At 63.7% G+C, this 19,019-nt stretch carries 18 protein-coding genes; 10 read left to right on the top strand and 8 right to left on the bottom strand.

Annotated features, from left to right (window positions below):
• Window positions 1-162: 162 nt before the first annotated feature.
• Together ACFQB0_RS05690 and ACFQB0_RS05685 are read right to left on the bottom strand one after the other, a co-directional pair.
• Window positions 163-645 carry an Lrp/AsnC family transcriptional regulator gene (locus ACFQB0_RS05690; RefSeq protein ID WP_386728638.1) on the bottom strand — a complete coding sequence of 161 codons (483 nt, stop codon included), beginning with the start codon at window positions 643-645 and terminating at the stop codon, window positions 163-165.
• Window positions 646-775: 130 nt separating this feature from the next.
• Complete coding sequence (locus tag ACFQB0_RS05685) at window positions 776-2,587, bottom strand: DEAD/DEAH box helicase (protein WP_386728635.1); 1,812 nt, start codon at window positions 2,585-2,587, stop codon at window positions 776-778.
• A gap of 117 nt (window positions 2,588-2,704) precedes the next feature.
• Here ACFQB0_RS05685 and ACFQB0_RS05680 point away from each other — a divergent pair, with 117 nt between their 5' ends.
• The gene (locus ACFQB0_RS05680) at window positions 2,705-3,508 is read left to right on the top strand and encodes an SGNH/GDSL hydrolase family protein (RefSeq protein WP_386728632.1); all 804 of its coding nucleotides are present in this window, start codon (window positions 2,705-2,707) and stop codon (window positions 3,506-3,508) included.
• A gap of 12 nt (window positions 3,509-3,520) precedes the next feature.
• On the opposite strand, the gene ACFQB0_RS05675 is transcribed toward ACFQB0_RS05680, so the two are convergent.
• On the bottom strand, window positions 3,521-4,765 hold the full coding sequence (locus ACFQB0_RS05675; protein WP_386728629.1) for a D-alanyl-D-alanine carboxypeptidase family protein: 1,245 nt from the start codon (window positions 4,763-4,765) through the stop codon (window positions 3,521-3,523).
• 34 nt (window positions 4,766-4,799) lie between these two features.
• Window positions 4,800-5,603 (bottom strand): TrmH family RNA methyltransferase, encoded by an 804-nt coding sequence (locus tag ACFQB0_RS05670; RefSeq protein ID WP_386728626.1) that lies wholly within the window; start codon window positions 5,601-5,603, stop codon window positions 4,800-4,802.
• 110 nt (window positions 5,604-5,713) lie between these two features.
• On the opposite strand from ACFQB0_RS05670, the gene ACFQB0_RS05665 reads away from it, so the two are divergent.
• From ACFQB0_RS05665 to ACFQB0_RS05645, 5 genes are all read left to right on the top strand, one after another.
• Window positions 5,714-5,881, top strand: a complete 168-nt coding sequence (locus tag ACFQB0_RS05665; protein ID WP_386728623.1) for a hypothetical protein — start codon at window positions 5,714-5,716, stop codon at window positions 5,879-5,881.
• Between the two features lie 224 nt (window positions 5,882-6,105).
• Window positions 6,106-7,041, top strand: coding sequence for an AvrD family protein (locus ACFQB0_RS05660; protein ID WP_386728622.1), 936 nt, complete (start codon window positions 6,106-6,108; stop codon window positions 7,039-7,041).
• Window positions 7,038-7,808: an ATP/GTP-binding protein gene (locus ACFQB0_RS05655; protein WP_386728620.1), complete on the top strand. Its 771-nt coding sequence runs from the start codon at window positions 7,038-7,040 to the stop codon at window positions 7,806-7,808. Before ACFQB0_RS05660 ends, ACFQB0_RS05655 begins: the two co-directional genes overlap by 4 nt.
• A 21-nt stretch (window positions 7,809-7,829) precedes the next feature.
• On the top strand, window positions 7,830-8,531 hold the full coding sequence (locus tag ACFQB0_RS05650; RefSeq protein WP_386728618.1) for an ABC transporter ATP-binding protein: 702 nt from the start codon (window positions 7,830-7,832) through the stop codon (window positions 8,529-8,531).
• On the top strand, window positions 8,528-10,816 hold the full coding sequence (locus ACFQB0_RS05645) for an ABC transporter permease (protein WP_386728616.1): 2,289 nt from the start codon (window positions 8,528-8,530) through the stop codon (window positions 10,814-10,816). The genes ACFQB0_RS05650 and ACFQB0_RS05645 overlap by 4 nt, the downstream gene beginning before the upstream one ends.
• A gap of 31 nt (window positions 10,817-10,847) precedes the next feature.
• Here ACFQB0_RS05645 and ACFQB0_RS05640 read toward each other — a convergent pair whose 3' ends face one another.
• Window positions 10,848-11,402 carry a TetR/AcrR family transcriptional regulator gene (locus tag ACFQB0_RS05640; protein WP_386728614.1) on the bottom strand — a complete coding sequence of 185 codons (555 nt, stop codon included), beginning with the start codon at window positions 11,400-11,402 and terminating at the stop codon, window positions 10,848-10,850.
• Between the two features lie 493 nt (window positions 11,403-11,895).
• Between ACFQB0_RS05640 and ACFQB0_RS05635 the strand changes: the two genes are divergently transcribed.
• Together ACFQB0_RS05635 and ACFQB0_RS05630 are read left to right on the top strand one after the other, a co-directional pair.
• Window positions 11,896-12,747, top strand: coding sequence for an NAD-dependent protein deacetylase (locus ACFQB0_RS05635; protein ID WP_386728611.1), 852 nt, complete (start codon window positions 11,896-11,898; stop codon window positions 12,745-12,747).
• 50 nt (window positions 12,748-12,797) lie between these two features.
• Window positions 12,798-13,388, top strand: coding sequence for a histidine phosphatase family protein (locus ACFQB0_RS05630; protein WP_386728610.1), 591 nt, complete (start codon window positions 12,798-12,800; stop codon window positions 13,386-13,388).
• Between the two features lie 45 nt (window positions 13,389-13,433).
• Here the strand turns inward: ACFQB0_RS05630 and ACFQB0_RS05625 are convergent, their stop codons facing one another.
• Window positions 13,434-14,516: a glycosyltransferase family 4 protein gene (locus ACFQB0_RS05625; protein ID WP_386728609.1), complete on the bottom strand. Its 1,083-nt coding sequence runs from the start codon at window positions 14,514-14,516 to the stop codon at window positions 13,434-13,436.
• Window positions 14,513-15,442, bottom strand: a complete 930-nt coding sequence (locus ACFQB0_RS05620) for an alpha/beta fold hydrolase (RefSeq protein WP_386728606.1) — start codon at window positions 15,440-15,442, stop codon at window positions 14,513-14,515. The genes ACFQB0_RS05625 and ACFQB0_RS05620 overlap by 4 nt, the downstream gene beginning before the upstream one ends.
• A gap of 172 nt (window positions 15,443-15,614) precedes the next feature.
• Between ACFQB0_RS05620 and treS the strand changes: the two genes are divergently transcribed.
• The gene (gene treS / locus ACFQB0_RS05615; protein ID WP_386728605.1) at window positions 15,615-17,312 is read left to right on the top strand and encodes a maltose alpha-D-glucosyltransferase; all 1,698 of its coding nucleotides are present in this window, start codon (window positions 15,615-15,617) and stop codon (window positions 17,310-17,312) included.
• Between the two features lie 69 nt (window positions 17,313-17,381).
• Window positions 17,382-18,089 carry an exonuclease domain-containing protein gene (locus ACFQB0_RS05610; RefSeq protein ID WP_386728602.1) on the top strand — a complete coding sequence of 236 codons (708 nt, stop codon included), beginning with the start codon at window positions 17,382-17,384 and terminating at the stop codon, window positions 18,087-18,089.
• A gap of 674 nt (window positions 18,090-18,763) precedes the next feature.
• Here ACFQB0_RS05610 and ACFQB0_RS05605 read toward each other — a convergent pair.
• Window positions 18,764-19,018, bottom strand: a complete 255-nt coding sequence (locus ACFQB0_RS05605) for a type B 50S ribosomal protein L31 (protein ID WP_386728600.1) — start codon at window positions 19,016-19,018, stop codon at window positions 18,764-18,766.
• Window position 19,019: the final 1 nt, after the last annotated feature.

Here is a 19,019-nt window from a genome sequence, read left to right as displayed (position 1 = left end):
GGGCTAAGGGGGTGACCGATTCTGTCGATGGCGGGCCGTTGGAGCCGTTCGAGATATCCCCTCGACCAACGTTAGCCGCGCGGAAGGCCTGATGAACAGCCCCTCGCAACCTTATTGGCAGCATTTCGGGCCGCCGAACGGCCGGCGACCCGCTTGCCTCGGTTATTCCTTGAGCAACTCGTGCCAGCCGTCTCCGTCGGCGTGCTCGAAGATGAGGTTCGTCTCGGTGTGCGCGACAGCCGGGTGCCCGGTCAGGTGGGTGAGTACGAAATCGCGGAGCTCGGTCGCGTCGTGCGCCGCCACGTGCAGCAGGTAGTCGTCGGCACCTGCCATGTGGAACAATCCGAGTACGCCGGGCAGGTGGGGAGCGGCGTCCCGGAAGGCGTCGATCTCGCTGCGCGCGTGTTTGGCCAGACGCACCGAGATGAGCGCCTGCAACGACGCCCCGAGATTGGCGAGATCGATGTCGACATGGAAACCGCGGATGTAGCCGAGGGACTGCAAGCGGCGCAGCCGCAATGACACCGTCGACTCGGCGACACCGACCTCGGCGGCAAGGGCCGCACCCGATGCGCGCGCGTTCACGGAGAGCGCCCGAAGCAACGCCCGGTCCACTCGATCAAGGTCGGACTTTTTCGACTCCATCGGCGTCCATGCTCCTCATTGTGCAGAATATTCTAAGAATATCATTTGGTTCCTTAGCACCTTCGATCAACTTTGATAGTCTCTGCAGACTCCGTATGTACCCTGACCGACCCCCGGCGCAGGCCCTCTCTCAGTGCGAGCCGAGGCGCTTGCGCAGCAGTTCGATGCGCGCTTGGAGCTGGGTGACGCTCGCCTGAGGCACAGCGGGACCCCCGCACAGTCTGCGTAACTCCGCGTGCACGATGCCGTGCGGCTCGCCGGACAGCTTGGCCCACATTCCGACGAGGCTGTTGAGGAGCGTCCTCTGCTCCTTGAGAGTGCGATAGAGCGCGACCGGCTCGTCGGCGGTGGGCTCGTTCTCGGGTTTGCTCTTACGCCGTTCGAAGGCCCTGCGTGCCTGTCTCGCCTGCCGTTGGCGCAGGAGCTCGGAAACCTGCTCAGGTTCGAGCAACCCGGGAATCCCGATGAAGTCGTACTCCTCGTCGCTTCCGGGCTCGGCGAGGGTGCCGAACTCGTGACCGTCGTACACCACCCGGTCGAAGGTCGCCTGAGAGTCGAGCGCTTGGAAGGCGAACTCGCCCGTCAACGTCTCCGACGCCTTCTCGTCACGGTTCGCCGCGGCGATCATGGCGTCTTCCGGGTTGTAAAGGTCGCCCTCCTCGTCTTCGCCGATACGGTCGAGCGCGTGATCCCGTTCGAGTTCGAGCTGCGAGGCGAGCGCCATGAGCTGCGGCACGTTAGGCAGGAACACCGAAGCGGTCTCTCCGCGTCGACGGGCACGCACGAACCGGCCGATCGCCTGAGCGAAGAACAGCGGTGTGGCGGCGGATGTCGCGTACACCCCGACCGCGAGCCTGGGCACGTCGACTCCCTCGGACACCATGCGCACGGCGACCATCCATCGGCTCGTGCTCGTGGAGAACGCCTCGATCCGGTCGCTGGCCTCTTTCTCGTCGGAGAGCACCACGGTGACCTCGTCGCCCGTGAGGTCCTCGAGGATCCTCGCGTAGGAGCGCGCCGCATAGTGGTCGGTGGCGATGACGAGTCCGCCTGCATCCGGGATGCTGTGCCGTACCTCGCTCAACCGCTTGTCGGCAGCCCGCAGCACCGCGGGGATCCACTCCCCCGTCGGCTCGAGAGCGGTGCGCCAGGCCTGAGAGGTGATGTCCTTGGTGTTGCCCTCGCCGAGCTTCGCCTCCATCTCGTCGCCCGCGCGAGTGCGCCACTTCATGTGCCCCGCGTAGACCATGAACAAGACGGGGCGTACGACGCCGTCGCCGAGCGCCCGACCGTAGCCGTAGTTGTAGTCTGTGAGGGACGTGCGGATGCCCTGCTCATCCGGCGCGTACCGCACGAAGGGGATCGGTGCGGTGTCGGAACGGAACGGGGTTCCGGTGAGCGACAGCCGGCGCGTCGCCGGCTCGAACGCCTCACGGATGGCGTCGCCCCAGCTGAGAGCGTCACCGCCGTGGTGCACCTCGTCGAGGATGACGAGGGTACGACCGGACATCGTGAGCTCGCGGTGCAGCGCAGCCCGGGTGGCTACCTGGGCGTAGGTCACGGCGACTCCGTGGAAGTGCCGGCCGTAGCCGCCGTGACTGTTCTTGAAGCTCGGGTCGAGCCGGATTCCCGCTCGCGCGGCGGCATCCGCCCACTGCCTCTTGAGATGCTCGGTCGGGGCGACGACCGTGATCCGGTCGATCTCGCGACGGGCTCGCAGTTCAGCGGCGAGGCGGAGGGCGAACGTCGTCTTGCCGGCGCCGGGCGTCGCCGCGGCGAGAAAGTCACGTGGCTGTCTCTCGAAGTACGCCTCGAGCGCCTCGGCCTGCCAGGCTCTAAGCTTGCTGGCGGTCCCCCAGGCGGCGCGCTCGGGGAAGGCCGGTGAGAGGTGTTCCGCGGCCGAGGTGCCCGCTAGGTGCCCAGAGGGAATCGGTGTGCTCACTCGACAAGAATCTACCCGTTTCCGGCTACGCGCGGAAACGTGATCCGCGTAGAGGCGATCTCGCACGACCCATCGGATGGCCGGATCGGTGCGGAGAGGAGAGTGCAGAATGGACTCATGACCGAAGTGCTGCATCCCTGGTCCCGCTACGTCGCCATCGGCGACTCGTTCACCGAAGGCATCGGCGACCCGGAGCCCACGAGCCCCGGCGGACACCGTGGTTGGGCCGACCGTGTCGCAGAGGTCCTCAGCCAGGGCAGCGACGACTTCGCCTACGCGAACCTCGCCGTGCGCGGCAAACTCATCCAGCAGATCGTCGACGAGCAGATCAAGCCTGCTCTCGGGCTCCATCCAGACCTCGTGACCATCTCCGCGGGAGGCAACGACGTCATCAGGCCCGGCACCGACCCGGATGAGATCTCTGCGCGCTTCGAGACCGCCATCGAACGTCTCGGCCGCGACAATGCGACGATCCTGCTGTTCACAGGCGCCGATGTAGGGTTCTCCCCCGTGTTCCGCGGGATCCGGGGCAAGGTCGCGATCTACAACGAGAATCTACGCGGCATCGCCGCGAGACACGACTGCATCGTGGCGGACCTCTGGGCTCTCACCGAGATCCAGGACCCGCGCATGTGGGCGCCCGACCGCCTCCATCTCAACGCCCTCGGGCATCACACCGTCGCGCGCATGGTGCTCGCCGCGCTCAATGTCGACAACACCCTCGAACCACTCAAACCCAAACCCATGCCAGGAAGCACCTGGAGACAGGCGCGCGTCGAGGATCTGCAATGGGCGCGGGAGTATCTCGTGCCGTGGGTGCTGCGACGGATCAGGCACCAGTCCTCCGGCGACTTCGTCACCCCGAAACGTCCGGACGCTGCACCGTACACTCCCCCATCGGAGACACACAGCCCGTCGTGATCCGCAGTCCGCTCAGGAGGATCCGGCCGAAGCCAGCTCCCCTGGATGCCCTATACGCCACCACGGTCCCGGGTCGCTCAGCTCCTCGTCGACGATGAGCGGAACGGCGATCGTCTGCTCCCCCACCGTGAAGGTGACAGTGCCGACCTCGTCGCCGATCGCGGCGAGTAGCACCGGCTCCACCACGACAGAGACCGTCGCGGGGGCATCGGACCACAGCAGCGCGCTGGCGTCTGTGGAGGCGACAGCCGACGCCGTCTGCCCCCATACCGTGCTGAATTCGGCGAAACCCTGCCCGGCGTTGGCCAGCGGCACCTCGTGGAATCCCGCCGCGACACTGTCGAGCAGCGCGCCGATGGCGTCGTCGAGTTCCGGATGGGTTCCGCCGCCCAGCGTGACCCCGACGACGGTCACCGTGCGCATGCCGATCGTGTAATCGGCCGTGTACAGCAGGCAGGCGCCCGCTTCGTCGGTGGTGCCGGTCTTCACGCCGTCGACACCGTGTAAGCCGAGCATCTTGTTCGTGTTGACCACGGTGCCGATCGTCGGAAGCTCTGCACTCGGCAGGGCCACGATCTCAGCGATGACCGGATGCGCGATCGCGAGCTTGCCGATCTCGACGAGGTCGGCCGGGCTGCTCACGCTCGCCGGCGAGAGTCCGCTCGTGTCGGCGACACTCGTCGCCGTGAGGCCGTGGGCGGCGAGCCAGGCGTTCGCCGCGGCAAGATAGGCGTCGACCGAACCATACGCCCAATTGGCGAGGGAGATGCTGTAATTGTTGGCGGACGGCAGCAGCATCGCGGTGAGCGTGTCCCGCTCACTCAACGTCATACCGGCGACGACGGGAGCGACCGAGCCGTTCTCGGAGAGCACCTCGTAGTAATAGTCGACATCACTGTCTGTGTACTCGATCGTAGGCCCGGTCTCTCCGGCTGCGAGGGGCTTCGCCTCGAGGACGACGAGGGCGGTGATCACCTTGGCGATACTCGCGATCGGCATCGATCCCTGCTCTCCGCTGCTCGCGAGGATGCCGGTAAAGCCGACCGCTCCGACGGCCGTGGCGCCGAACGCCGGCATCGCGAGCTGAGCGGCCGGCTGCGCGGAGAGTGCAGGTTCTGCCACGGCCACGGCCGTAGCCGGGAGCGGCGCCAGAAGGGTGGCCGTCGCATAGACGACACCGGCGAGGATCAGTGCGAGACCGCCGAGGACGACGATCCTGCGACGTCGATAGATCTGGCGTCGTCGAGTTGCGGGCACTCGGCAATCCTAGCCGGGGCGGCCTGGGTGAAACTCAGGTCCGGAGCGCATAGAGCGCGACGGCGCTCGCCGAGGCGACGTTGAGAGAATCGACGCCGTGCAGCATGGGAATCGTGACGACCGTGTCTGCTGCGGCCAGCGCGCGTCGGCTGAGACCATCGCCCTCAGCGCCGAGCACGATCGCGAGACGTTCCGGGGCGTTGCGCGCGAAGGCGTCCAGCTCCATGGCGTCGGGCGCGAGTGCGAGGGCCGCGAGATGGAATCCGGCGTCGTGCAGGATCGGAACGGCCTCGTCCCACTCCGGCAGGCGTGTCCACGGAACCTGCAGGACCGTGCCCATGCTCACCCGCACGCTCCGCCGGTAGAGCGGGTCCGCACACCGTGGCGTGACGAGCACCGCGTCGGCACCGAGGCCCGCGACCGAGCGGAAGATCGCGCCGACGTTGGTGTGGTCGACGATGTCCTCGATGACGACCACCCGGCTGGCGTCACGGACGATGTCTGCGGCGGGAGCGAGCGGAGGGCGGTGCATCGCGGCGAGAGCTCCACGGTGCAGGTGATACCCCGTCAGCTCCTCGAGCAGTGCTGGTTCGCCTACGAAGACGGGAACATCGGGGAACGGCGCCAGGAGCCTCTCAACGTGCGGCAGCCACTGTTCCTGCAGCAGAACGGACCGAGGACGGTGGCCGGCTCCCAGCGCACGCGCGATGACCTTGGTCGACTCGGCGATGTAGAGCCCGCCGGCCGGCTCGGCCTTGCGCCGCAACGCGACATCCGTCAGCTGCGAATAGTCGGAGAGGCCGTCGGCGCCGAGGTCGGAGATTCGTGTCAGGTGCACGGTGTGCCTTTCTGCGGGATCACATCAGACTGCCAGTGTCGGAAACATTCCGGAAACCGCGATTGCTTGGACTCAAGGAATCCCATCAGTATCCTCAGGATGGAGCGGTCATGACAGCGCACGTCACGGCACCGTCGAGCACAGCCACGAGGGAACAGCTCGACCACGTGATCGGCCTCATGGAGGGCCGCAGGACAGTGGTGCGCCGAGCAGCGCAGGCGACCCCATCCGCGACCACACCGTTCGGCTTCCAAATAAGCCTAGGGGTGCGTCTATGACATCTGCATGGACTCGTCGGGACACGCAAACTACACGTCGGTGATCTGAACCGTATGTAGTGATGTCCCGCTCTGCGCTTCATAGCCGTAGCCCAGAGACGCCGGGTGGGATGCAGCCTTGTGACCAGGTTCTTTTGGCCCGACTTTGACAGCAGCAGTCGCCAAGTCTACTCTAAGAATGAATATTCATTCACAATAGGATTAGGCAGGGGGGCGGATCATTCATGGTGAACTACTACGCCACAATCGACCATGCGTTGGGAAGTCCGAAGGGGCGATACTTCGGGCAAGGCCACCGAAGATCTATCTACTCATTCACCCCAGACGAGCAGCCCAGAGGTCGCGTCGCCGGAACCTGCACCGTCACCCAGGACGGGCTTTGGTCCGCCAAAGACACCGGCGTCGTCTCCCGACACCTGAGCACCATCGACGCAGTCTCACTGGCGGGGCTTGCACTCCAAGTGACCTTCCGCATGGAGCCCGTCATCGTCGAGAAGTTGTTCGTCACGTCGATATCGATCAAGGCCGGTACGGCATCGACGGAAGATCTGAACGCGGTGCCACTGGAGGCTCGCATCGATTGGAAGCCGCAGGACCGAGCCTTCGCCTGCTCTGTTGTCGTCGGAACGATGAAGCTTGCCCTCACAGTCGAGGCCGTCGTAGGCCGATCTCCTGAGCTGGTCAGAGAGGATCGACCGAAGTTCTACGCTGAACACCTGCAGGGTCGAATCCAACACATCAGCGACATCAACATCGACTGCGATTCCGGCTCCATGCAAGCTCGGCTCGGCGCGCTCGTCGTAGGGCATGATCACTCTTATCGCTTTTCGGGGTTCCAATCCGCCCATGCCGAACTCTTCTCAATTTCGGAGGCGATAGTGTGCCTCGCCCAGCTCGCTCAGACGATGGCCTACGAATACGACCAAATCTCTCGTGACGACAGCGCGACTTTCTGGCTTCGGCGTCTCAACATCGACCTCACACGACCACGGATCAAGGTTGGCCAGCTTGTCGATATCGATGTCAAGGTTTCGAAAACCAATGAGGTTGCCATCGGCAGTCAAGCATGGCGCACACTCCGCTTGACGGCTTCCGGAAGCGGTATCAGTGCAGTTGCCGATGTCGCACACATCCTGCCGAGCAAGGATGGCGACGCATGACGGAGCAGACCCCTCGCGTGGTCGTATCCGGCACATACTCGACTGGAAAGACCACGACCGCCACCGCCCTCTCCAAGGCAACTGGCATTCCACTGGTACGCGCGTTGTCCGCGCGCGAGATTTTAACCTCACTGTACCCCGGGCGAAAGTTCCATCACATGAGTGCGGAGGAACTCCTGGCGCTCGGATTGCGCCGCCTCGAAGAGCGGCTGAAAGCTGAGACAGAGCTCTACGACGAAGGTTTCATCTCCGACGGCTCGGTTCTCAACGAGTGGGCTTATGCGGCTGTTAGGACACGCATCGGTCTGAACCCGGGCGCGCCCGTGCTTCAACAAATCGTCAAAGCAGCCTGGACGATTCCGTCGCTGCCATTCTTGAAGCGATATGTGCGGGCCTACGGCGTGATGGCGCGACTCCACGCGCGCGAAACATACACCGACGTTGTCCACCTCCCGGTCGAGTTCGACATGGCCTCCGATGGTCACCGCCCTGTCTCAGAGCGCTACCGCACTCTTTCCGACAGAGACCTCCATGGCGAGTTCACTGCGCTAGGGCTCAAGGTTCACACCGTCCGCAGCACCATCGAGGCGCGGGTTCAGACGATCATCGACACCCTAGGACTGCCTCACGTGTGCCCGGTCGACAAAGCGGTCTTCGACGCGAAGGAGGAAATCGCGCAGAGCCGGGAAGCCGTCGCCCAACGGATTCTCGAACAAGATACCCCGCTCATGCTGCGTGAACGCGCGGCACTCATATTCCGTCTTTGATCGACCACTTGGAAAGGAATCATGTCACTCATCTCGCTCACCAACGTCGTCAAAAAGTACAGCGTTGGCAAACAGGAGGTCATCGCTCTCGATCACATCAGCTTCGAGATCAAGCCCGCTAAAATGACCGTCGTATTAGGGCCGTCTGGGTCGGGCAAGTCCACCGCACTGAACATGCTCGGAGGTATGGATACTCCCACCTCGGGAACGATCTGGGCCGATGATCAGGAGATCAGCACCTTCAACGATGGTCAACTTACGCTCTACCGTCGCGATCACGTCGGCTTTGTCTTCCAGCACTACAACCTCATTCCCAACCTGACGGCCGCTGAGAATGTCGGCATTGGGTCACAATACAGTCGCGATGCCATGTCACCGGCCGAAGCGCTTGCAAGCGTTGGGCTGGCAGGAAGGGAGCGATCCTTCCCGTCCGAGCTCTCTGGCGGTCAGATGCAGCGGGTTGCCATCGCACGGGCCATCGCAAAGCGACCCCGCCTGTTGCTTTGCGACGAGCCCACCGGAGCACTCGACTCGGGCACTGGACGCACTGTGATCGAGCTGCTTCGCAGCATCGCCGATACAACAGACACTGCGGTCGTCGTCGTCACCCACAACGCCTCCATCGCAGCGGCCGGTGACGCAACGGTCACACTTCATGACGGACAGCTTCAATCTCACGTCCAATACCAGGTCCCGGTGCCCGTAGGGGAGATCGACTGGTGAGCAAATATCTCAACATAAAGCTCCTGCGAGACCTACGTCGATATGCGTCCCAGTTTGTCGCCGTCTTTCTGATGGCACTTCTCTCAGTACTGATCTACACCGGGCTTGAAGGTGCATGGAACGGCCTGAACAAGCAGCTCAACGACTACGCCGTTGAAACCAACCTTGCAGATATCTGGGTGACGACAACGGGCCCAGACGAAGCGCTCTCCGAAGCTATCGCGTCGCTGGACGGGGTGAGTGACGTCGAGGAGGTCTCATTCCTGCGAGCCACGGCAACGGACCACGACAACACCTCTCTTGAGGTAGAAGTCCTCGGTGACCGCGCGTCTGATATCTCGCGTCCCGTGGTCACTGAGGGCTCTTCCCCGACCCCGAAAAGTGACGGCATCTGGCTAGCCGCGCCGTTCGCCGAGGACAAAGGCATTGAGGTGGGCGATTCGATCGACCTTGTTCTCGGCGCACAGGCTCATTCGTTCACGGTCGGTGGTATCTACTACTCGTCTGAGAAACTGTATTACACAGGCACGCCCTCGCTGGTGGCCCCCGAACACGGGCTGTACAGTTACGCTCTTCTTCCCGAAGGGGAGCTCGCTGAGCTGCCAGCTCCGCCTCCGAGCACCACCGTGCTACGAGTCGCCACGCAGCCGAATGATGATCTACAGGACCAGATCGTCGCGATTGCAGGCGACAGCCTGATCAGGGTCACAGACAGAGCATCCAATGATGCTGTCTCCACTGCGTTTGACCGCGTCGATCAGATTCGGAACCTCTCCGTCTTGTTCTCGTTCATCTTCGTGTTACTGGCTATCCTCGCCATGTACACGTCCACTCGACGCCTCGTCGACATGCAGACCAGGGAAATCGCAGCACTGAAGTCCCAAGGGTTCTCAGCCCGGTCGATCGGGACTCATTTCGCGATGTACGGGCTGGCCGCTGGCGGTCTCGGAGCCCTCATCGGCCTTCTGGCCGCCCCTGTGATCTCCACGTATGTTCTCAGCACGCAGCAGACTATGCTGTCGATGCCGAACTGGTCTATCGGGTATACCTTCATCCCGCTGGTCGTGCTCGGCGTGGTCGTACTGGTGTGCGTCCTAGGTGCATACCTCGCCGCGAGGCCTGCACTTCGCGGCATCCCCGCTGAACAGCTCCGGCCTGGCATCGCTCGCGGTCGGCATATCTTCCTTGAACGGGTGCGCGGCCTATGGGAGCGCACAAGCTTTGGCAGCCGTTGGGCCTGGCGCGACAGCGGCACAAACCCGGCCCGCTTCGGTATGGGGATCATTGCAGTGGCGGGAAGCCTCATGCTGTTGTTCGCCGGCTTTGGGATGGCCGACAGCATGAACGGGCAGGTCGAGAGTTCCTTCTTTGAAGAGAACACATACACTGCGCGTGCTGCGCTTAGTCCTTCGGCTGACCTCGATGAACTAGATGCTCTTGCACCCAGCGGGCAGCAGGTCCAACAGCTCGTCGTACGAACCGACTCCTCAGACGATTTCGACCGAGTCGTGACCGTGCTCGACGATGGCGACTACGTACACCTCGAGACCCTTGACGGGAACCCAGCGGACCTGAATATAGTCGCGGTCACAGAATCGACCGCTGACCGGCTTGGAATTTCCGTCGGCGGTACCGTGCAAGTCACGCTACCCGCGGGCGCTGGAACAATAGATCTCCCCATCGGGGAAGTCATCAAGGGAAGCGCTCCACAGGGGTTCACCATGTCTCGGGAAACATGGGAAGACCTCGGGCAAGAATTCGCTCCTACGACGCTCCTCGTCGGCGAAGGAACATCGCTCAGCGAACTCCGAGAACGACCGGACGTCTCGAGCGTTCTCACGCTCGAGACTCAGCGCACCAACGCATCCGACATGGTGACAGATCTGGGCGGGATCTTTATGCTGATCCGGGTCTTCGCAATCCTCCTTGCGATCATCGTTCTCTACAGCCTCGGTGCGCTGGCATTCACTGAACGAGTTCGCGACTACGCGACCCTCAAGGTGCTGGGATTCACCGGCCGTAACCTGCGAGTGCTGGCTTCCCGAGAGAACGTCGTCGCCACTGTTCTGGGGGTGTTGGTCGGTGTACCCGCCGGATACTGGTTCCTCGGGTTGTATGTCGGAACGTTCTCGACAGCCCGCCTCGAGTACACAGCCCAGATCAGTTTGATCAGCATCGGGATCGCGACGCTGATTGCCGTGTTCTTCTCTATGCTGACGACAATCCTACTCGGCAGAAGAATCAAGCGAGTCGATATGGTCAGCGCATTGAAGGGGATCGAGTAGGCGACGCAACCCCACCATGCACTGATGATTGTCAGTGCTGTTGCCTACTCCCGAATATCGCGGCCTGAACGATCTGCCCTTGTATGAGGGCCAGCAACAGTCGACCCGATTCTGCGCTGTCACGGTCGTGTGGTAATTCTCCGCGCTCTTGCCAGACATTGATCAACGGACCCACCGCAGCCATCAGCTTCTCGTAACGGTCACAGACTAATTCGGCCAGTTGAGGATTCCGGCTCGTTTCCGCCCAGCTATGCAAGACAAGGTGAGCACGTAGCGTTCCTGACGGGTCTGACGGCAGCGACGCTCGCACAGCATCCAAGAATTCCGACGGGGAAGGGATGGATTCGCGGCCGACAAGGCTTGCAACCGCGGCACCAATCCCATTCAGCGCACGCTCTGCTGTTGCGACGATCAGATCGTCCTTGCTCGCAAAATACTTATAAACCGTTCCAGCAGCTAGGCCAGAATCAGAGATAACCTCCGCCATCGACGTAGCATGAAAGCCCTGGCTCGCGAATCTCACCGTTGCCGCGGTCACAATGGCATCACGACGTTCAGCCTTCGCATCGTCACTGAGCTTAGCCACTACAACTCCTCGAATCTTGACCAAGGATAGAAGGATAGAACGTCTGCCCCCTGGGCGACGGTCCGCCGTCAACGATACGCCACGAGCTCCGCGAACCCCGGAGACACGCGGCTCTCGGTGCGGCCCGGGGCGACCGCATCACGAGTCTGGCACTCAACGCGGCAGCAACAACCTCCAACTGGAGCAGGCCTTCGACCCGGCGCGCACGGCCGCTCCCCTCAGGAAACACGACCGACCGGGATCCTCCTGACCGGCGATGTGCAGCTACGTGCCTGAGCGGCCGATCTGGGTCTCGTAGGGCGTATCGGCAATTCGCCAACGTGCTCGCTACCGGGTCGCGCATTCGTCAGCTGCGAATAGTCGGAGATTCGTGTCAGGTGCACGGTGTGCCTTTCTGCGGGATCACATCAGACTGCCAGTGTCGGAAACATTCCGGAAACCGCGATTGCTTAGACTCAAGGAATCCCATCAGTATCCTCAGGATGGAGCGGTCATGACAGCGCACGTCACGGCACCGTCGAGCACAGCCACGAGGGAACAGCTCGACCACGTCATCGGCCTCATGGAGGGCCGCAGGACAGTGGTGCTGACCGGTGCAGGAGTGAGCACCGATTCGGGCATCCCCGACTACCGTGGCGAGGGCGCCCCGACGCGAACACCGATGACATTGCAGCAGTTCCTCGCCGACGACGGGCACCGCAAACGCTACTGGGCCGGCAGCCATCTCGGCTGGCGTCGCTTCGGCAGCGCCGAACCGAATGCCGGGCATCGAGCCCTCGCCGACCTGGAACGGGGCGGCCACGTCTCCGGAGTCGTGACCCAGAACGTCGATGGGCTGCACACCCGTGCCGGCAGCCGCCACGTCGTCGAACTGCACGGTTCGATGGACAGGGTTCTCTGCCTCGACTGCGGGCAGACATTCGCCCGATCGAACATCGCCGATCGTCTGCGCGCGGCGAACCCATGGCTGAGCGAAGCTGAGGTGGTGCGTATCGCGCCGGACGGCGACGCCGAGGTCGAGGACATCGACCGCTTCGTGGTTCCTGTCTGCACCGTCTGCTACGGACGACTCAAGCCCGATGTCGTGTTCTTCGGCGAGTTCGTGCCGTCGGAGAAGTTCGCCGAAGCGGCAGCGCTCGTGCAGAACTCCGATCTGCTCGTCGTAGCAGGGTCCTCGCTCGTCGTGAATTCCGGGATCCGGCTCATGGAACAGGCTAGACGCCGCAAACTCCCGATTGTCGTGGTCAACCGTGGTGTCACGAGAGGAGACGCGCGCGCGACGCATAAGCTGGATGCCGGAACATCGGAGACATTGACGGCTCTCGCCGAGCGACTGCTCGGTTGAGACGACGAGCCCGGCCCTTTCGGGCTGGAGCGGTCAGGGGGAGAAACCAGATGACAACGTTCGGCATCGTACGGCACGGCCAGACCGACTGGAACCTGCACAAACGCATCCAAGGCAGCACCGACATCCCGCTCAACGACGACGGACGTCGACAGGCTATCGAGACGGGGGCGTCGCTCCGCGACGGCCACTGGGATGCGATCGTGGCGAGTCCGCTTTCCCGGGCCTCCGAGACGGCGCTCATCATCGCGCACGAACTCGGTCTGCCGGAGCCGGAGTTGATCCCCGACCTCGCCGAACGCCGTCACGGCGAGATCGAGGGCCTGAGCGACGCCGAACGCGCGCTGAGGTTTCCCGACGACGCATCCGTTCCTGGGCTCGAGACCCGCCAGGAGGTGCTCGACCGGGTTCTGCCCGTTCTGGAGCGAGTCGCCGGACGCCACCCGGGCGGGCGGGTCCTGATCGTCAGCCACGGCGGCGTCATCAGTGCGCTCGTGCGTCACGCAACGGACGGCGATCTGGAGACCGGCGGTCGGATGATCGCGAACGGCTCCGTTCAGCGCTTCCGATGGGGAGCCGGCGGCCTGCACTTGATCGAGTGCCGGCTTGACGCCGATGAGGACACCGTGGCCACAGGCTGAGGTGAGAACGCCGCCCTGGGGTGGCGAACTCTAGGTCGAGCGTCGCTACGGACGATGCGAGACGGTGGCCTCCATCAGCGCGAGGAGCCTCTCCGCCGAGCCGCGCCAGGTGAAGCGTTCCGATTGCCGAAGACCCAGCCGAGAACGACGTTCCCACTCCCCGGGGGCGAGGAGCTCGTGGAGGGTCGCGACGAGCGCCTCAGGTCGTTCCGCCTCGAAGTAGAGGGCGGCATCCGCCCCGATCTCGCGAAAGATCGGGATATCGCTGACGACGACCGGGGTTCCCGCTGCCATGGCCTCGACGAGGGGTATGCCGAAGCCTTCGTCGAGCGACGCGGTCACGAGCGCCGTCGCCGACACGAGAGCGCCCCGATACTCTTTGTCACTGGCGCCGTCGTGGAAAACGAGCCGCGCCTGAGGCGCGAGGGCCGTGAGTCGTGCGCGTTCCGCCGCGCTCACCCGGCTCATGAGCTGAAGCTCGCAGCCGGGTATCGCCGCGACGGCTCGCACCAGGGTGTCCACGTTCTTGTACGGCATGAAAGAACCCATGTAGACGAGGCGGAGGATGTCAGGGCGGACCCTGGCCACGGTGTCTGCGGCCAGGGCATCCGTCGCTCCCGCCGCGTTCGGAACGACCGTCACGGGCCGCCTGGTCAGATGGTGCTCGGCGATGAGTCCGGCCGTGGTCTCCGAGACGGTCACGACCCCGTCTGCTCGGTTGAGCAGCACGCGCTGCGGCCACCATGCCAGGTGATACAACCGCCACAACGCTCGCACGGCCCAGGGCAGGTCGCGGGGCGGAGTGCGGTTGCGGTAGTAGATGAGATCGTGCACGGTAATGAGCAGACGGTAACGCCTGCCCCAGGACCCCATCGTCTGCATAGGGGTGAAGACGATGTCGGGTCGGAGCTTGTTGACGGTGCGTGCCACGAACGGCTCGAGGATGCTCGTCGGACCGCTCACGATCTGCCAGGGCAGATTCGGCAGCAGCTCGAGCTGCCGGTGGTCGTTGATGAGCATCGTCACGGGATGCAGCTTGCCGAGCTCCTCGACGAGCCGCGATGTGTAACGGCTGATGCCGTCGTGCCTGTCGAAACGCGTGTAGCGGCAGTCGAAGATGATCTTCATGACCCGGCCGTCTCGGAGGCCTCGCCCCCGCGACCGGCGGCGTCGATCGTGAGGAACCGGTCGAGTCGTTCCGCCGCCTCTTGCGGAACCTCGTAGTGGATGAGATGGCCGACGCCGGGGATGACGTGGAGCGTCGAATCGGCGAAGAGCGCGGCGAGCCTGTGCTGAGCCGCGACCGGGGTGATGTCATCCTTCTCCGCCGCGATCAGCAGCGTGCGCTGCGGGATCAGCCCGGCGAACTCGCTGACGTCGTGGCTCACCGATGCCTGAAACGCCTCGAGCACGACCCGGCGATCGACGAACGCCGAGAAGAAGCGATCGTGCTGGTCATGGATCCAGCGCCGGAGCTGCTTGCTCTCCGTCTTGGCCATGGTGACGCTCATGACGCGCACGATCATCCGATTGCGAAGCAGTGCGAAGCCGAGTCTCTCGGGAAGCCATGCGGCGAGCTCGTAATAGAGCACGGCCAGGCGGGTCATGATGCCGCGAGGACCGGACAGCGCCGGCGCTGCGATCGGGTTGATCAGCACGACGTCCTCGGCCTCCAGCCCTGCGGCGAGGGCCGCCGACACCACGATCGAGCCGAAGGAGTGACCCAGTATGACGAGTCGTCTGGTTCTCGGCAGGGTCGCGACGAATCCGCGCAACCAGAGGGCGTAGCCGTCGATGTCGTGCCGGGTCTGGGTCAGCGGCTCCGAAGCGCCGAAACCGGGCAGGTCGGGCGACACGATGTGCCGGCCGCTGAGCTGGGCGACGACAGGCTCCAGCCCGTGGTGATCGCCGCGGAAACCGTGCACCATCACGATGGTGGTGTCGTCAGCCGATCCGTATTCCCAATAGTGCGTCACAGCGCCGAGGACGTCCGCTGTGCGCTCACGGACCGGGATGCGCGCCAGCTGGGCGGCATAGGGGGACTCGACGATCATCCCTACAAGCTTAGGCGCGCTGACCGGGAAACCGGATAGAACGCGGTGTCGTACGCGCCGCTCGGGGAAAGCAAGCTACGGCGGCCATGCGCCCCCTGCCATATCGCTGCACAGCAGCCGACTCGGCGTCGTGGCGCCCCGTGCAGTCGGCTGCACGCCCTAGACTCTCCTCGTGAGCTTCACCGCGCCCATTCAGCTTCCCGGCCTGACCCTCGACCCGCAGTGGTATCGCAGGGCGGTCTTCTACGAGGTCATGGTCCGATCCTTCGTCGACAGCAACGGCGACGGCACCGGTGACCTCGGCGGACTGATCTCCAAACTCGACTATCTGCAATGGCTCGGCATCGACGCGCTCTGGATACCGCCGATCTTCACCTCCCCACTGCGCGACGGCGGCTATGACGTCTCCGACTACCGGTCGATCCTTCCGGAGTTCGGCACCCTCGACGAGTTCCGCGATCTCGTCACGAAGGCGCACGAACGCAATATGCGTATCGTCATCGACCTGCCGCTCAACCACACCTCTGATCAGCACGACTGGTTCCAGCAGTCCCGAGCCGAGCCGGGGGGCCCGTACGGCGACTTCTACGTGTGGAGCGACACCGACGAGAAGTGGCCGGACATCCGCATCATCTTCACCGACACGGAGGATTCGAACTGGGCGTTCGACCCCGTGCGTCGTGAGTTCTTCTTCCACCGGTTCTTCTCGCATCAGCCCGACCTCAATTATCAGAACCCCGCCGTGCACGACGCTGTCTTCGAGATCGTGCGTTTCTGGTTGGATCTCGGCGTCGACGGCTTCCGGCTGGACGCCATCCCTTATCTGTACGAGTCCGACGAGGGAAACGGCGAGGGCGAGCCGCCCACCCACGAGTTCATCAAGAAGCTGAGGGCGATGGTCGACAAGGACTATCCCGGCCGTGTGATGATCGCCGAGGCCAACCAGTGGCCGCGCGAGGTCTCCGCGTTCTTCGGCAGCGAGGAGGAGCCCGAATGCCACATGGCCTTCGACTTCCCCGTCATGCCGCGCATCTTCTACTCGCTGCGCTCCCAGCAGGCCGACGAACTCGTGCGTGTGCTGTCGGAGACCACGGATGTGCCACCGTCGGCGGGATGGGGCGTGTTCCTGCGCAACCATGACGAGCTGACGCTCGAAATGGTCTCCGAGGAGTACCGGCAGGCCATGTATGGCTGGTACGCCTACGATCCGCGCATGCGAGCGAACGTCGGCATCCGCCGCCGTCTCGCACCCTTGCTCGACAATTCGCGGGCGGAGATGGAGCTGGCCCACGCCCTGCTCTTCTCCCTGCCTGGCAGTCCCTTCCTGTACTACGGCGACGAGATCGGCATGGGTGACAACATCTGGCTGCCGGACCGCGACAGCTCGCGCACACCGATGCAGTGGACGCCGGACCGCAACGGGGGCTTCTCCGCGGCGGATCCAGGCAAGCTCTACCTACCGATCGTGCAATCGCTGGTCTACCACTACAACCAGGTGAACGTCGAGTCCCAGCTCGCACAGTCTCGCTCGTTGCTGCACTGGGTGCGCAACGTCATTCACGTGCGCAAAGCACACCCCGCCTTCGGCCTCGGCTCGATCCGCGTGCTGAAGACCGACAACGAATCGGTGCTCGCCTTCGTGCGTAGCTACGAAGGTTCCGGCGCGCACTTCGGTGATCAGGCGGAGACCGTGCTGTGTGTGTTCAGCTTTGCGCACAATCCGGTCGCCGTCCGCATCGAGGACCCCGAGATGGCGGGAACGCGGCTCTACGATCTCTTCGGCGGCTCGGTGTTCCCGAGCTTTGACGAGAGCGGCACTCTGACCCTGACGATGGGCACGCAGAGCTTCTACTGGCTGCATTGCGGCTGACGGACATCGCCGCATTCGCATCTCGGTGCGCCTCCCGGCGCTGACGGTGGTACGCCGTAGAGTGCTGTCGTGGAAACCGAAACCGTTACAGCGACCTGGGCGGACTCTCTCGCCGTCTTCGATCTCGAGACGACCGGGATCGATGTCGAGACGAGCCGGATCGTGACCGCTCACGTCGGTGTGCTCGATTCCTCGGGCAGGCTCGTCGAACGCAACGACTGGCTGCTCGACCCCGGCGTCGAGATCCCCGCGGCTGCGACCGCTGTCCATGGTGTGACGACCGAACGTGCGCGCGCCGAGGGCTCCCCCGCGGCGACCGGGATCGCCGACATCGTCCGTGCGATTCGCGGGCTCCTCGACCGAGGCATCCCGCTCGTCGCGTACAACGCACCGTACGATCTGACGATCCTCAACCGTGAAGCGGTACGGCACGGCGTCCCCCCGCTGCTCTCCCCCGCCCCCATCATCGACCCTCTCGTCATCGACAAGGCGGTCGACCGCTACCGTAGGGGAAAGCGCACGCTCGAGGTGACAGCGGCGTTCTACGGTGTCTCGCTCGACGACGCGCACGATGCGGGTGCGGACGCCGCCGCCGCCGGACGAGTCGCTCAGGCTCTCGCCCGTGTGCATGCCGTCGCACTCGACGTCGACGCGGCAGAACTGCACCGTCGCCAGGTGGACTGGAGCCGTGAGCAGGCGGAGAACTTCCAGGCCTACATGCGCGCCAACCGGGATCCGGCCTTCACGACGTCGGGTGACTGGCCGGAGCGCGGCTAGCGGTAGATGACCTCGTAGCTGACGACTGAGATTTTGTCGTTGTGAAACTCTGACGGTCATGTTCAGATAAAAAGTATGTCCAACAGACAACGATGGGGAATCGCCGCGGTTGCAGTTGCTGTGCTCCTAAATCAAAAAGGCTATTCCGCCGTTGGCACAGTGATCAACGCGCCTAACGTCGTCCAGCAGCAGTCGAAAACCGCAGCGATCTCAACATTGGCTGCGTGTAAAGGTGTCAACCAATTGGACTTGAAATCTACGCGGCCGGCTACATATGTTGGGCACAAGCCCTCGGAGTCGGCATCGGCGCGGCGATCAGCAACCCGCCGAGCACCGGCGGTTCAGCCGCCACGCCGGGAGTGTACTTCTCACTCGGGCTCGTGCTCGCGGTCGTCGCGATACTAGGTGGATACATCGTAAACATGGCACGGGACTCTAGGCGGAAGCGCGCTGAAGCCTCTGATCGCACTGGCCATCCGCACGAGAACCGCACCGAGAGCAAAGCACGCCGCCGAAGTCCAAGACAATAGAGCCGAGCGTCACGCGATGTGTGGCACCCCGCTCTAACATGAGGCGCCCGACGAGCAGCTTGGCGCCGCCCTGAGTCTGGGCTGGTGAAACGAAACGGCCCCCATCGCTACGACGGGGGCCGTTTACACGCTCGAGCGTAGTAACTAGTTCTTGCCGAAGTTCTTGAAGCGCTGGTTGAACTTCTCGACGCGTCCTGCCGAGTCGAGAATGCGCTGCTTGCCCGTGTAGAAGGGGTGGGACTCCGACGAGATCTCTACGTCGATGACCGGGTAGGTGTTGCCGTCTTCCCACTCGATGGTCTTGGCGCTCGAAACCGTCGAACGGGTCAGGAACGTCGCACCCGAAGCGAGATCGCGGAAAACCACCGGAGCGTAGTCGGGGTGAATGTCAGACTTCATC

This window comes from Luethyella okanaganae (assembly GCF_042660285.1).
GTDB lineage: Bacteria > Actinomycetota > Actinomycetes > Actinomycetales > Microbacteriaceae > Luethyella > Luethyella okanaganae.
This window is presented reverse-complemented; position numbering and strand designations above follow the sequence as displayed.

Excerpts from the sequence above, each read along its gene's own strand:
- ACFQB0_RS05690 (WP_386728638.1), bottom strand. The coding sequence starts at position 645 with ATGGAGTCGAAAAAGTCCGACCTTGATCGAGTGGACCGGGCGTTGCTT.
- ACFQB0_RS05680 (WP_386728632.1), top strand. The coding sequence starts at position 2,705 with ATGACCGAAGTGCTGCATCCCTGGTCCCGCTACGTCGCCATCGGCGAC.
- ACFQB0_RS05665 (WP_386728623.1), top strand. The coding sequence starts at position 5,714 with ATGACAGCGCACGTCACGGCACCGTCGAGCACAGCCACGAGGGAACAG.
- ACFQB0_RS05660 (WP_386728622.1), top strand. The coding sequence starts at position 6,106 with ATGGTGAACTACTACGCCACAATCGACCATGCGTTGGGAAGTCCGAAG.
- ACFQB0_RS05655 (WP_386728620.1), top strand. The coding sequence starts at position 7,038 with ATGACGGAGCAGACCCCTCGCGTGGTCGTATCCGGCACATACTCGACT.
- ACFQB0_RS05650 (WP_386728618.1), top strand. The coding sequence starts at position 7,830 with ATGTCACTCATCTCGCTCACCAACGTCGTCAAAAAGTACAGCGTTGGC.
- ACFQB0_RS05635 (WP_386728611.1), top strand. The coding sequence starts at position 11,896 with ATGACAGCGCACGTCACGGCACCGTCGAGCACAGCCACGAGGGAACAG.
- ACFQB0_RS05630 (WP_386728610.1), top strand. The coding sequence starts at position 12,798 with ATGACAACGTTCGGCATCGTACGGCACGGCCAGACCGACTGGAACCTG.
- ACFQB0_RS05625 (WP_386728609.1), bottom strand. The coding sequence starts at position 14,516 with ATGAAGATCATCTTCGACTGCCGCTACACGCGTTTCGACAGGCACGAC.
- ACFQB0_RS05620 (WP_386728606.1), bottom strand. The coding sequence starts at position 15,442 with ATGATCGTCGAGTCCCCCTATGCCGCCCAGCTGGCGCGCATCCCGGTC.
- ACFQB0_RS05605 (WP_386728600.1), bottom strand. The coding sequence starts at position 19,018 with ATGAAGTCTGACATTCACCCCGACTACGCTCCGGTGGTTTTCCGCGAT.